Consider the following 14013-nt stretch of genomic DNA (forward strand, 5'->3'; position numbering starts at 1 on the left):
CATCCTATCTCGATGCGGCGGGGGTCATCGAACCATCGGCGTAGACCGAGCCGGGGCGGATGAGGAGTGAGCGAGGTGCGGCGATCGCGAGCAGGCGGTGACGACCGTCGGCCGCCGTCATCATTCCGACGCGGGCGGCGATGGCGGCATCCGCGAGCTGCGGACCGTGGCCGAACTGGTGATTGCCGTTGCGCGCGTAGCTCGATCGCTCGATGCCCTCGACGAGTGCCGCGACGGCATCCGGCGGTGCGCCGTGTGCGCCCACCAGCCGTTTCCCGAGCGCGCGCGGACTCTCGCTCGCCGGGACCGCGATGCCCATGTCGAGCGCGGTCTCCTGCAGCTCCCGCCACGCCGCGCCGGCGTCACCGGCGCGCGCCGCGGCGATCTGGGTGCGCCTGCGCACCTCGCGGAACACTCCGGGGACGGCCAGCAGCAGGGCGATGACGAGCGCGGCGGCGAGAATCGGCAGTGGATCGAACGGGGCCGTCTCGACGCCCGAGGAGCCGACCAGCGGCGGACCGCCCGGCTCGCCGGGAGGGATCGATGAGGTGGGCGCGGGGGTGGCGCCGTCCGCGTTCTGGGGCTCGACGTCGGTGCCGTCGGGCGTCACCGGCACGGATGCCGGGGCGAAGGTGGTCGGGACCCCCAGCCCGGTCGTCGGCTCGAAGGGCACCCAGCCGATTCCCTCGAAGTGCACCTCCGGCCATGCGTGCAGCTGCGAGCTCATGACGGAGAACACGGTCTCGCCGTCGACCGATTCTCCCGTCGATGTGCCGGGCAGGTATCCGACGACGACACGCGAGGGCATCTCGAGCACGCGCGCCATCAGGGCGAAGGTCGATGCGAAGTGGACGCAGTATCCGGACTTCACTTCGAGGAACTCCGCCATCGCCTGCAGCCCCGTGCCGTCGAACGAGTCGTCGACGGGCGCGTCGAGGGAGTAAGTGAACTCGCCGCCGCGGAACCAGCGCTGCAGGGCGACGAGCGCGTCGTAGTCGGTGGTGGTGCCCGCGGTCACTTGGCGGGCGAGGTCGACGACGATGGCCGGCACCTGCGCGGGGACGGATTTGGTGTGATCCGGTGCGATGCCCAGCTCCGCCTCGGCGCCACGGACCTGCTCGAGCGTCGGGCGCGGGAGATGCGTCACGACCTCGTAGGTCTGCCTGTTCGACGCGAACTCCTCGCTGACGACGGTGCGGTTCTCCATCATCGCCGCCCAGGTGCCCTCGAGCCCGTCGACCTGGACCGCCGGATACGAGATGGGCAGCCAGCGACTGGTCAGGTCGACGATCTCGACGGAGGTCGTGTACTCGGTGACCCGCACGTCATCGTTCACGTCGACTTCTTCGAGCCCGTCTTCCAGCGGCGTCGTGCCGCCGACGTCGGGAAGCCAGACGCGTCCGGTGAACTCCGACAGCGTCGCGGCACGCAGATAGGGGGTGGTGGAGGCGTCGGTGCGCACACGCAGCACTTCCGATTCCCTGGGCTGGCGCAGATCGCTGCCCAGCTCGAGCGATGGATCGATGGAATTGCCGCGCGGCGCGAAGCCGGCACCCGGCTGCGCCTCCGCCACCGGAAGCAGCGGCGTGGCCGCTATGGCGACGACGACCGCGATCGCGCCGATGCCGGATGCGACGGCCGAGACGCCGCTCGGAGCGGTGCTCGACTGCACGCGGCCGGCCTCCCGCGTGCGCGTCTCCGCGCGCAGCAGGAACAGGATGCCGGCGGCCAGCAGGACGAATGACGTGACCTCCACCTCACCGGGCACGGCGATCGCCGGAATGAGCGAGACGGCGATCAGCCCGACGGCCGCGAGCAGCGGCATCCGCGCGGTGAGCACGACGTGATCGATGACCATCGCGAGCACGCCGACGGCCGCGATGGTCATGAACGAGAGCGGTACGCCGGCGGCCAGCGGGGCCGCTCCGAGCGCGATCTCCTGCGCCGCCGCCTCGAGCAGCGGAGGAACGCTGCGGAAGGTCGCCGGCGTCGGGATCACGCCGAGCAGAGCGGTGCTGCGCCCGAACAGGAGCGTGAGCAGCACGAGCCAGACTCCGGCCTCGATGAGCGTCACGGCGACAGCGGGCAGAGCGAACCGACGTGCGACGTACCCCGCGGCGAAGATGAGCGCCACCATCAGCAGCGTCCCCGCGAACCACCATCCCGGCGCCACGACGCGCAGCAGAGGGATGAGCGCGGCGAGCAGGGTGAGAGCGGCGCCGATCGTCAGGGCGACGTCGGGTCCGCGGCGCACCGGGGCGACGGCCTCACGCGAAGACACGGTTCGACCCCCGTCCGACTCGAGACCAGACGTTGGCGAGATCTCCGTCCGCCTCGAGCTCGGCGCAGCGCCAGCCGGCTTCGGTGGCCCGCTCGAGCGCTCCCGCGCGCGGTGCGGCCGCGAGCAGGATCGGAAGCGTCGAGTGGTGCGCCAGCGGCGCGAGGGCCTCGGCGTCCTGGGGGTCCAGCCGCCCGACGATCAAGATGACGGGACCGGTCGTCACGCCGGCGAACAGCGCCGTGAGCCGGGCCAGGTGATCGTCGCGGCGTGCGGTGACCGTCGCGAAGCGGGCGAGCAGCGTGTCGATGTCCGCATCCCCGTCGAGCGGATCGGAGAGCGCGGTGCCGTCGCTGTCGATCACCTCGACGGTGTAGCCCTCCTTGGCGAGCCGCGCGGTCACCGAAACGCAGGCCGAGACGGCCGCTTCGAACGCCGGATCGGTGCCCGGTGCCCGCAGGGCGTCGTTCGACCACCGGAGCACCCCGCGGTCGAGCACGACGGTCGCCTCCGGCGTCGACTCCTGCTCCTCCTGGCGGACCATGAGCTGATCGCGGTGCGCGGTCGCACGCCAGTGGATGCGGCGCATGGAATCGCCGGGTGCATACGGCCGCGCGATGAGGTTGTCCGCGCCCTGCCCGAGCTGGGTGGTCGCGGAGTGCAGTGAACCGCCGACCTCTCCCGCCGCGCTGGAGAGCGGCGGCAGCTCGGCGACCGAGGGGACGATCGTGACCGGCGTGCGGCTGCCGAGAACGAGCCGGCGCCGCGCGAAGCCGAAGGGGTCGGTCGAGGTGATCGTCAGGGGGCCGATCGCGTGGACGCCGCGGGACACCCCGGTGATCCGGTACGAGAGCTCTACGGAGCGCTCCCCGCCGCTCAGTCCGGATGAAAGTGCGGGGAAGGTGCCGTGCGCTTCGCCCGAGAGGGCCTTCGGCAGTCCATCGGACCAGAGCCCCGGCGGAACGGGCAGGGCCGAGCGCAGGCCGGCGGAGGCGGTCACGGTGGACTCCCGGCCGACGGTCGCGACATCCGTCGACAGGGCGCGGGTGACGCTCGCGCCCCGCTTCATCGAATACAGGGATGCGACGCTCACGCCGACGACGACGAAGAGCAGCAGCGCGAAGTACGTCAGCACAGGGAGGGCGAGTTCGCCGGCGAGGATGAAGCACGCGATGCCCAGCACGACGGCTCCGGTTCCCCGGATCGTGAGGGGCCAGATGTGTCTCATGGCCGTGCGGCGAGTGGCACGCGGACGGTTGCGGCGATCCGCTCGAGGATGGCGGGCACGGTGTCTCCCGCTCCGCGGGCCCGCGAGCCGACCGCCGCGCGGGTGGGAATGAGGCGGTGCGAGAAGACGGGGATGAGCAGCGCGGCGATGTCATCGGGGATGACGAAGGCGCGGCCGTCCAGTGCCGCCCACACCTTGGCGGCGCGGACCAGCTGCAGCGTCGCCCGTGGGCTCGCCCCGAGCCGGAGGTCCGGATGCGTCCTGGTCGCCTGCGAAAGGGCGACGGCGTAGTCCTCGATCGCGGGGGAGACGTGCACCGCCCGGGCGTGGGCGATCAGGTCCGACACGACGGCGGCCGTGACCACCGGCTCCACCTGCTCGAGGGGGTTGACGGTGTCCCGCTGCCGAAGCATGAGGGCCTCGCTCCGAGCATCCGGGTAGCCCATCGAGATGCGCATCATGAAGCGATCGCGCTGCGCCTCGGGGAGGGCGTACGTCCCCTCCATCTCGAGCGGGTTCTGGGTCGCCACGACGAGGAAAGGCTCCGGCAGCAGGTGCGTCTGGCCGTCGACCGTGACCTGACCCTCCTCCATGGCCTCGAGCAGCGCCGACTGGGTCTTGGGGGATGAGCGGTTGATCTCGTCGGCGATCACGATGTGCGCGAAGATCGCGCCGGCCTTGAACTCGAACTCGCGATCAACGGGATTGAACACACTGACCCCGGTGACGTCTCCCGGCAGCAGGTCGGGCGTGAACTGGATGCGACGAACGGTGGCGTCGATGGTTGCGGCGAGGGCGCGGGCGAGCATGGTCTTGCCGACGCCCGGCACGTCTTCGATGAGCAGGTGGCCCTCGGCGAGGAGGGTGACGACCGCGCTGCGCACGGCCTCCGGCTTGCCGTCGATCACCTTGCCGATGGAGTCGAGGATGCCGCTGATCGCGCGCTCGAAACGCTGACCGTTCATCTCCCCGGGCGACATGAGAGTCGCGGTCGTCCCTGAAGCGGGAGCCGCCGCATCCGTCATCGCGGCCTGCTTCATGCGACCCCCTCGCATCCGTCGTGAAGGGCGACCTCGCCCCAGTTCTTCGATCGTATCCCGCGCGGGACGAGTCGGCTCCTGGGAAGTGCCTGATCCCGTATGGGTGCGGGAGCGGATTCGAATGTCCCGTCGGCCGTTGTTAGACTGCTCTCAGCTCTCCGCGCGGCGGTATCCAGGCCAACTCCCCCAGGACGGAAACGTAGCAAGGGTAACCAGGCTCTGCCGGGTGCGCGGAGAGTCTTTCCATTCCCGGGGACGCATCGAAGCTCCGACCGCCGTGCCGGCGACCTCGCCCCGTAGGCTGAACCGGTGGCGCAGAGCATCTTCATCACGTCGGCCGAAGGACACTCGGGCAAGTCCACGATCGCTCTGGGCGTGCTCGACACCCTCTCGCGCGCAACGCCCCGCGTCGGAGTCTTCCGGGCGATCGCCCGCTCCACCGCCGAGCCGGACTACGTGCTCGAGATGCTGCTGGCCCACGACGGCGTCGATCTGCCGTACGAGGACTGCGTCGGTGTCACCTACGACGACGTCCGCGCAGATCCGGAGGCGGCGCTCGCGACCATCGTGCGTCGCTACAAGGCGGTCGAGGCTCGCTGCGACGCCGTCGTCATCGTCGGCAGCGACTACACGGATGTCGGCAGCCCGGCCGAGCTGGCCTACAACGCTCGCATCGCCGCGAACCTCGGAGCTCCCGTGCTGCTCGTGCTCGGCGGGCGCGCGCTGCAGGGCCGGGGCGAGCAGCTGGGCACCAGCACCGCGCGCACGGCCGCGGAGATGGGCCAGATCTCAGACCTCGCACTCACCGAACTCGCGCACGGCCGCGCACAGCTGTTCGCCGTGGTCGCCAATCGCGCCGACCCCGAAGACCTCGCGGGAATCGTCGCCGCGATCCGCAACTCGGTCGACGCCGCCGAGGGAGCCGCCGGGCGCGGCCGGGTCGTGCCCGTCTGGGCGCTCCCGGAGGACCGCTTCCTCGTCGCCCCCTCCATCCGCGGTATCCTGCGCTCGGTCGAGGGGACGCTCATCAAGGGCGATCCCGAACTGCTCACCCGTGAGGCCCTGGGGGTGGTCGTGGCCGGCATGTCCATGGTCAATGTCCTTCCCCGCCTCACCGAGGGGGCGGTGGTCATCATCCCCGCCGACCGCACCGAGGTGCTGCTCGCCACGCTCCTCGCGAATTCCTCCGGAACCTTCCCGTCGATCGCCGGGATCGTGCTGAACGGCCCGTTCCCGCTCCCGGAGTCCATCGACCGCCTGATCGACGGGCTGGGCTCGAACGTGCCGATCATCACGACCGACTTGGGGACCTACGAGACCGCCGTCCGGGTCATGAACACGCGGGGGCGCCTCGCCGCGGACTCGCAGCGCCGCTATGACACGGCGCTCGCGATGTTCGAGCGTTACGTCGACACCGAGGAGCTGACGGTGTCGCTGGGCGTCGCCCGGGCGACCGTCGTCACACCTCTGATGTTCGAGTACGGGCTGATCGAACGAGCCCGTGCCCAGCGGCGCCACATCGTGCTGCCCGAGGGCGACGACGACCGCATCCTGCGAGCCGCCGCCACCCTGCTCTCGCGCGGCGTCGCCGAGCTCACGATCCTCGGTGAGGACATCGAGGTCCGCAGCCGCGCGATCGAACTCGGCATCGACATCCGCGACGCCCGCATCCTGAGCCCGTTCGATCCCGTCCACGTCGACCGATTCGCCCGGGAGTACGAACGGCTGCGCGCACACAAGGGCGTCACCTACGCGCAAGCGGCAGACGCGGTGACGGATGTCTCGTATTTCGGCACCCTCATGGTGCACATGGGACTGGCCGACGGCATGGTGTCGGGGGCTGCGCACACGACCGCGCACACCATCCGGCCCGCGTTCGAGATCATCAAGACCAAGCCGGGGGTCTCGGTCGTCTCGTCCGTGTTCCTGATGGCCCTCGCCGACCGGGTGCTCGTCTACGGCGACTGCGCCGTGATCCCCGACCCCACGAGCGACCAGCTCGCAGACATCGCGGTCTCCTCCGCCGCCACCGCGTCCCAGTTCGGCATCGAGCCGCGCATCGCCATGCTCTCGTACTCGACGGGGGAGTCCGGCTCGGGCGCCGACGTCGAGAAGGTGCGCGTCGCAACCGCCCTCGTGCGAGAGAGGGCACCCGAGCTTCTCGTCGAGGGCCCGATCCAATACGACGCAGCGGCGGACGCCGCCGTCGCCGCCGCGAAGATGCCCGGGTCCTCCGTCGCCGGTCGCGCGACGGTGTTCATCTTCCCCGACCTCAACACGGGCAACAACACCTACAAGGCGGTGCAGCGCTCCGCGGGGGCGGTGGCGATCGGGCCGGTGCTGCAGGGACTCAACAAACCCATCAACGACCTCTCCCGCGGCGCGATGGTCGATGACATCGTGAACACCGTGGCGATCACCGCGATCCAGGCGCAGGACGTCTAGCCATGTCGATCGTCCTCGTCGTCAACAGCGGATCGTCCTCCTTCAAGTACCAGCTGCTCGAGGTCGAGACCGAGCGTGTGCTGGCGACCGGCCTCGTCGAGCGGATCGGGGCACCGACGGGAGGGATGTCGCAGCACACCGTGTTCGCACCATCGGCAGGCTCCGCGACGGAGGGCGACCCCGCACCGGCGCCGACGATGCTCGACGCGACGTACACCCGCGAGGTGCCGATCCCCGATCACACGGCGGGATTCCAGGTCATGCTCGACGCCTTCGCCGAGAACGGTCCGTCGCTCGCCGAGCATCCGCCCGTCGCCGTGGGGCACCGGGTGGTGCACGGCGGCGCCCGGTTCTTCGAGCCGACGATCGTGACCCCGCTGGTCGAGATCAACATCGACGAGCTGTCGGTCCTCGCGCCGCTGCACAACCCGGCCAATCTCGCCGGGATCGTCGCGGCGCGAAAAGCGTTCCCCTCGGTGCCGCATGTCGCGGTGTTCGACACGGCGTTCCACCAGACCCTGCCCCCGGCGGCCTACACGTACGCCATCGACGCCGAGCTCGCTGAGACCCACCGCATCCGCCGCTACGGGTTCCACGGAACCTCCCACAAGTTCGTGTCGGAAGAGGCGGCCGCCTACCTCGGCCGACCGCTGGGGGAGCTCAAGCAGATCGTCTTCCACCTGGGCAACGGCGCGTCGGTCACCGCTGTGGACGGCGGCCGCTCGGTCGAGACCTCGATGGGCCTCACCCCCCTCGAGGGCCTCGTGATGGGCACCCGCTCCGGCGACATCGATCCCGCCGTGCTCTTCCACCTCGCCCGGCGGGCGGGGATGACGATCGACGACCTCGATGACCTGCTCAACAAGCGCAGCGGACTGCTGGGCATCAGCGGGTACTCCGACTACCGGGACATCCGCACGGCCATCCAGCGCGGGGACGGCAGGGCGATGCTCGCCTTCGAGGTGTACGTCCACCGGCTACGGAGCTACGCGGGCGCCTACCTCGCCCAGCTGGGCGGCGTGGACGTGATCTCCTTCACCGCAGGTGTGGGCGAGAACACTCCGGCGGTGCGCGCGGCGGCGCTCGAGACGCTCGGCTTCGCAGGAGTGGAGATCGATGCGGAGCGCAACGAGACGCCGGCCCGCGGCATCCGCACCATCTCGACGGATGCCTCGAAAGTCAGCGTGCTGGTCGTGCCGACGAACGAAGAACTGGAGATCGCGCGTCAGGCGCTTGCGGCCGCGAACGCCTGACGGCGAAACGCCCAGGAAACTTGCGTGTGCATGTGCCCGGTGACGGTCGACCCGCCCGTGCGCCCGCACTACGCTTGATCGATGGCGGCGGCGATCCGTGCACGTCGCCGGCCCAGGCCCGACGGTGAGCCGATGTCCTCCTTCCACCCAGCGGCACCCGCCGCCCTCGCCCAACGCTGACGGACACCCGGAGGTTACGTGACCGACGACGCCCTGCCCGACCTCGCATCGTACGAAGGCGTGCTCTTCGACCTCGACGGCGTGCTGACGCCGACGGCCGAGGTGCACATGCACGCCTGGAAGACGATGTTCGACGAGCTCTTCGAGGCATGGGACATCACGCCGCCGTACAGCGATCAGGACTACTTCGACTACGTCGACGGCAAGAAGCGCTACGACGGTGTCGCGAGCCTGCTGCGCAGCCGCGACGTCGAGGTGCCGTGGGGAGACCCATCGGATTCCCCGGAGGCCGACACGATCTGCGGCATCGGCAACCGCAAGAACATCGTCTTCTCGCGCGTGCTGCGCGCGGAGGGGATGCAGCCCTACCCCGGGTCGCTGGCGCTGCTCGACCAGCTGTCGGCCACCGGAACCCCGATCGCCGTCGTCTCCAGCTCGAAGAACGCCGAAGAGGTGCTGGCGGTCGCGGGACTGCGCGACCGATTCCCCGTCGTGATGGACGGGGTCGTCGCCGAGCGGGACGACCTGCCGTCCAAGCCCGCGCCGGACGTCTTCGTCGAGGCGGCGCGGATGCTGGGCGTGGATCCGGCGCGCAGCGCCGCGGTCGAAGACGCCATCAGCGGCGTCGCCTCCGCCGCAGCGGGCGGCTTCGGCCTCGTCGTCGGCGTCGATCGCGGCGTCGGCGCGGAGGCGCTCCGAGAAGCGGGTGCCCACGTCGTCGTCGACGACCTGTCGGCCTTCGTCCACTGAACTTCCGAATCCTGAATCAGTAAGGCACCGAATGATCGATCGCGATCGCTTTCCCGTCGACCCGTGGCGTCTCATCGAGACCCGGTACTCGTTCGACGATGCCGGCGTCACCGAGACGCTCTTCTCGGTGGGGAACGGCTACCTGGGTCTGAGGGGAAATCACCCGGAGGGCCGCCAGGCGCACGAGCAGGGCACCTTCATCAACGGCTTCCACGAGACCTGGCCGATCCGGCACGCGGAGCAGGCCTACGGCTTCGCGGAGGTCGGGCAGACCATCGTCAACGCGCCCGACGCCAAGGTCATGCGGGTCTACGTCGACGACGAGCCGCTCTCGCTCGACGTCGCCGACGTGCGCTCCTACGAGCGGGAGCTCGACATGCGCGACGGCGTCCTGCGCCGGCGCATCCACTGGTGCACCCCGAGCGGCAAGGAGGTGCAGATCGACTACGACCGGCTCGTGTCGTTCGAGGAGAAGCACCTGACGGTGATGCGCCTCGAGGTCACCGTGCTGAACGCCGATGCCCCCGTCACGATCAACTGTCAGCTGCTGAACCGGCAGGACGGCGAGGACGTCTACGGCGGCACCCCGAACGCGACGAAGAAGGGCGGGTTCGACCCCCGCAAGGCCGAGCGGATCGCCGAGCGGGTGCTGCAGCCGGAGGAGTACTGGCAGGACGGCACGCGCTCCGCCCTCAGCTACCGCGTCAACGATTCCGGGATGACGATCGCCGTCGTGGCGGATCACCTCATCGAGACCGAGAACCAGTACAACGCCCGCAGCCTGATCGAGCCCGACATCGCGAAGAACGTCTTCCGCATCCAGGCGAAGGCCGGCGTCCCGATCCGTCTCAGCAAGGTGGTGAGCTACCACACGTCCCGCGGCGTGCCCGCCCGCGAGCTCGTGGACCGCTGCCGCCGCACGCTCGACCGTGCGGAGGCGGAGGGCGTCGAGGCCCAGTACGAGAAGCAGCGCGCGTGGCTGCGCGGCTTCTGGGAGCGCTCTGACGTCTGCATCGGCGGCCACGACGACCTGCAGCAGGCGACCCGCTGGTGCCTGTTCCAGCTCGCCCAGGCGGCGGCGAGGGCCGACGGCGCCGGCGTCCCCGCGAAGGGCGTGTCCGGCTCCGGCTACAGCGGGCACTACTTCTGGGACACCGAGATCTACGTGCTCCCGTTCCTCACCTACACGACGCCGCTCTGGGCGCGGAACGCGCTTCGGATGCGCACGCTCATGCTGCCCGCCGCGCGCCGCCGGGCTCGGCAGCTGAACGAGGCGGGGGCTCTCTTCCCGTGGCGCACGATCAACGGAGAAGAGGCATCCGCGTACTACGCGGCGGGCACGGCGCAGTACCACATCAACGCCGACGTGAGCTTCGCGCTGGCCAAGTACGTGCGAGCCACCGGGGATGTCGAATTCCTCTACCGCGAGGGCATCGATGTGGCCGTCGAGACGGCCCGCCTCTGGTCCACTCTCGGGTTCTGGCGGCAGAGCGACGGCGAGGAGACCTTCCACATCCACGGCGTGACCGGTCCGGACGAGTACACGACCGTCGTCAACGACAACCTGTTCACGAACGTCATGGCGCGCTTCAACCTGCGCTTCGCCGCGCACGTCGTGCGCGACATGGCGACGGACGCGCCCGAGTCGTACCGGCACATGGTCGAGCGGGTCGGCCTCGATCCGGCAGAGCCCGAGGCGTGGGAGCGTGCCGCCGAGGCGATGCACATTCCCTACAGCCCGGCCTTCGGCATCCACCCGCAGGATTCGCTCTTCCTCGAGCGGGAGGTCTGGGACCTCGAGCACACGCCGAAGGAGCAGCGTCCGCTGCTGCTGCACTTCCACCCGCTCGTCATCTACCGGTTCCAGGTGCTGAAGCAGGCGGATGTCGTGCTGGCGCTCTACCTGCAGGGCAACCACTTCACGGCGGAGGAGAAGCTCGCCGACTTCGACTACTACGACCCGCTGACCACGGGCGACTCGACGCTGTCGGCGGTGGTGCAGTCCATCCTCGCGGCCGAGGTCGGATATCAGGACCTCGCGCTCGAGTACTTCCAGAAGTCGATCTTCGTCGACCTCGCGGACCTCCATCACAACGCCGCCGACGGGGTGCATGTCGCGTCGGCGGGCGGGGTGTGGACCGCGCTCGTCGCCGGCTTCGGCGGGATGCGGGATCACTTCGGCGATCTCACCTTCGATCCTCGTCTTCCGGCGGACTGGCCCGAACTCTCGTTCACGCTGCACTGGCACGGGTCCCCGCTGCACGTCTCGATCACCCGTGAAGCGCTGACCGCCCGTGTCCCGTCCGGCGACCCGGTGACATTCGAGGTGCGGGGTGTCTCGTACACCGCCTCGCCCGGCAAGGACGCGGTGGCCCCGCTCAGGGGTCAAGGGCCGGTTCGGCCGGGGCGTCCGTCGCTGCGGCAGTGGGCCGACATCCGGAGGGACGACGGCACGCTGCTGACGGCATCCGTCCCCACGGTGACGGCGGCGATCCCGGTCATCACGGACTCGATGCTGATCGCGGGATCGGACGCGACGGTCGGCGCCGACAGCTGAATCGGATGCCGCTGAGGCGGCGCGTGCCGACCGGTTGCCGGTTGCCGGGGGGCCGTTTCCGTCCGCCGGAGAACGGTGTCGGAGGCACGCTCTAGGCTGGGTGCGTGACCACAGCCCTGTATCGCCGGTATCGGCCGGAATCCTTCGGCGAGATGATCGGTCAGGCGCAGGTCACCGAGCCTCTCATGACGGCGCTGCGCGCCGATCGTGTGGGTCACGCCTACCTGTTCTCCGGCCCTCGCGGATGCGGCAAGACGACGTCGGCCCGCATCCTGGCCCGCTGCCTGAACTGCGCGGAAGGCCCGACCGACACCCCGTGCGGCACCTGCGACAGCTGCGTCGAGCTCTCGCGGGACGGCGGGGGCTCCCTCGATGTCGTCGAGATCGACGCGGCCAGCCACAACGGCGTCGACGATGCCCGTGACCTGAGGGAGCGCGCGATCTTCGCGCCGGCGCGCGACCGGTTCAAGATCTTCATCCTCGACGAGGCGCACATGGTGACGCCGCAGGGCTTCAACGCCCTGCTGAAGCTCGTCGAAGAGCCCCCGCCGCACATCAAATTCATCTTCGCGACGACCGAGCCCGACAAGGTGCTCGGCACCATCCGCTCGCGCACCCACCACTACCCGTTCCGCCTGGTGCCGCCGGCGGCCATGCTCGAGTACGTCGCCTCGCTCTGCGAGGCCGAGGGCGTGACGGTCGAGCCGGGTGTGCTGCCGCTCGTCGTGCGGGCCGGGGGCGGGTCCCCGCGCGACACGCTGTCGCTGCTCGACCAGCTGATCGCGGGGTCGGAGGGCGACGTCGTCGCCTACGAGCGGGCCGTCTCCCTGCTGGGCTACACGCACGCGGAGCTGCTCGGCGAGGTCGTCGACGCGTTCTCGTCGGGCGATGCCTCCGAGGCCTTCCAGGCGGTGGACCGCGTGGTCCAGACGGGGCAGGACCCGCGGCGGTTCGTCGACGACCTGCTCGAGCGCCTGCGCGACCTCATCGTCATCGCCGCGACCGGGCAGGGCGCCGCCGCCGTGCTGCGCGGCGTCCCGGCCGATGAACTCGAGCGCATGTCCCGGCAGGCGAACATCTTCGGGTCCGAACGCCTCTCGCGCACCGCCGACCTGGTCAGCGCCGCGCTCGATGCCATGACCGGCGCGACCTCGCCCAGGCTGCAGCTCGAGCTCATGGTCGCCCGCGTGCTCGCTTCTGCAGGTGGCCCCGCCGCCGCGAGCCCGGCCGCTGCGAGCTCGGCCGCTGCGAGCCCAGCCGCTGCGAGCTCGGCCGCTGCGAGCTCGGCCGCTGTTCCCGCTTCGGCTCTCGCACCCCCGGCTGCCACTGCCCGACTCGCAACGCCGGCACCGATCCCCGCCCCGGCCCCCGCCGCCCCCGCTCCGGTCGCTGAGCCTGTCGAAGCGTCGACACCGACTGCGGCCGAGCCCGCCGTAACGCATCCACCGGCATCCGCCCGCATGCCTGCCCCCACCGCGCCGGTCACCGTGCAGCGGCTGCGCGACGCGTGGCCCGAGGTGCTCGCCCGGCTCGAAGACATCAGCCGGCCATCGTGGCTCGTGGCGAGCAACGCACGAGTGCTCGCGTTCGAGGGCGATGTGCTGACCCTCGCGTTCCAGAGTCAGAGCGACGTCGCGAAGTTCCGGCAGCTCACCGGGGGTCAGGGAGTCAGCGAAGATCTGCGCAACGCGATCCTCGGCGTGCTCGGGGTGCGGGTGAAATACCTCGCCCGGCACGACTCCGACGCGACGGACGCATCCGCGCCCGAAGCCCCTCCGGTCGGTGGGGATGTGTCGCCGCCGGCCGATGCCCCTCGCCGATCGGCCGCCCCACGGACCCCGGTGATGGAGACGCCGCCGCATCCCGGCCGGTCCGTCACCGCGGCCAGCACGGCCTCCGTGACGGAATGGGCGGTCGCCACGATCCCCACCGACACCGATACCGCCGCCGGGCCGTCCGCGGTCGGCCAGTTCGCCGTCGACGACGAACCGGAAGACGCGGCACCCGCGCCCGCGCCGGCGCGCGTGGCCACCCTGGCGCCCGAGCGGGAGGGCGAGGTCATCCCGGACGAGCTCGAACCGCTGCCGGAAGAGGACCGCGACGAACCGGATGTCGACGCCCTCGGCCCTGCCGCACCCGCGCCCGCGGCGATCCGCGAGGTGCAGAAGGCGGCGGCCCGGTCCGCGGGCGTGCAGCGATACGGCGAGCCCGTCGTCCGACAGGTGCTCGGCGCGCGCTTCGTGCGCGAAGAGCCGTACGAGCCGCCGACGAGGTTCAACTAG

At 70.5% G+C, this 14013-nt stretch carries 8 protein-coding genes and 1 other RNA gene; 6 read left to right on the plus strand and 3 right to left on the minus strand.

Annotated features, from left to right (window positions below):
• Positions 1-4: 4 nt before the first annotated feature.
• Genes ACLQ2Q_RS12485 through ACLQ2Q_RS12495 form a run of 3 tightly spaced genes read right to left on the minus strand, consistent with a single transcriptional unit; the run spans position 5 to position 4486 of the window.
• A complete protein-coding gene (locus tag ACLQ2Q_RS12485) occupies positions 5-2281 on the minus strand; it encodes a transglutaminaseTgpA domain-containing protein (RefSeq protein ID WP_425820786.1) in 2277 nt (758 codons plus the stop codon).
• Complete coding sequence (locus ACLQ2Q_RS12490) at positions 2268-3506, minus strand: DUF58 domain-containing protein (protein WP_425820787.1); 1239 nt, start codon at positions 3504-3506, stop codon at positions 2268-2270. Before ACLQ2Q_RS12490 ends, ACLQ2Q_RS12485 begins: the two co-directional genes overlap by 14 nt.
• Positions 3503-4486, minus strand: a complete 984-nt coding sequence (locus tag ACLQ2Q_RS12495; protein WP_425821064.1) for an AAA family ATPase — start codon at positions 4484-4486, stop codon at positions 3503-3505. The genes ACLQ2Q_RS12490 and ACLQ2Q_RS12495 overlap by 4 nt, the downstream gene beginning before the upstream one ends.
• Positions 4487-4695: 209 nt before the next feature.
• Between ACLQ2Q_RS12495 and ffs the strand changes: the two genes are divergently transcribed.
• From ffs to ACLQ2Q_RS12525, 6 genes are all read left to right on the plus strand, one after another.
• Positions 4696-4792, plus strand: an RNA gene (ffs, locus tag ACLQ2Q_RS12500) — signal recognition particle sRNA small type.
• A gap of 63 nt (positions 4793-4855) precedes the next feature.
• Positions 4856-6991: a phosphate acetyltransferase gene (pta, locus tag ACLQ2Q_RS12505; RefSeq protein WP_425820788.1), complete on the plus strand. Its 2136-nt coding sequence runs from the start codon at positions 4856-4858 to the stop codon at positions 6989-6991.
• A 2-nt stretch (positions 6992-6993) separates the two neighbouring features.
• Positions 6994-8244 carry an acetate/propionate family kinase gene (locus tag ACLQ2Q_RS12510; RefSeq protein ID WP_425820789.1) on the plus strand — a complete coding sequence of 417 codons (1251 nt, stop codon included), beginning with the start codon at positions 6994-6996 and terminating at the stop codon, positions 8242-8244.
• Between the two features lie 198 nt (positions 8245-8442).
• Complete coding sequence (locus ACLQ2Q_RS12515) at positions 8443-9174, plus strand: HAD family hydrolase (RefSeq protein ID WP_425820790.1); 732 nt, start codon at positions 8443-8445, stop codon at positions 9172-9174.
• A 31-nt stretch (positions 9175-9205) separates the two neighbouring features.
• Positions 9206-11731 carry a glycoside hydrolase family 65 protein gene (locus ACLQ2Q_RS12520; RefSeq protein ID WP_425820791.1) on the plus strand — a complete coding sequence of 842 codons (2526 nt, stop codon included), beginning with the start codon at positions 9206-9208 and terminating at the stop codon, positions 11729-11731.
• 104 nt (positions 11732-11835) lie between these two features.
• Entirely contained in the window at positions 11836-14013 is a 2178-nt protein-coding gene (locus ACLQ2Q_RS12525; protein ID WP_425820792.1) for a DNA polymerase III subunit gamma and tau, read from the plus strand.

The organism is Microbacterium sp. DT81.1, assembly GCF_049844955.1.
Lineage (GTDB): Bacteria > Actinomycetota > Actinomycetes > Actinomycetales > Microbacteriaceae > Microbacterium.

What these genes read in the sequence shown, in the direction of transcription:
- ACLQ2Q_RS12495 (WP_425821064.1), bottom strand. Translation starts at nt 4,486, where the DNA reads ATGTCGCCCGGGGAGATGAACGGTCAGCGTTTCGAGCGCGCGATCAGC.
- ACLQ2Q_RS12510 (WP_425820789.1), top strand. Translation starts at nt 6,994, where the DNA reads ATGTCGATCGTCCTCGTCGTCAACAGCGGATCGTCCTCCTTCAAGTAC.
- ACLQ2Q_RS12490 (WP_425820787.1), bottom strand. Translation starts at nt 3,506, where the DNA reads ATGAGACACATCTGGCCCCTCACGATCCGGGGAACCGGAGCCGTCGTG.
- ACLQ2Q_RS12520 (WP_425820791.1), top strand. Translation starts at nt 9,206, where the DNA reads ATGATCGATCGCGATCGCTTTCCCGTCGACCCGTGGCGTCTCATCGAG.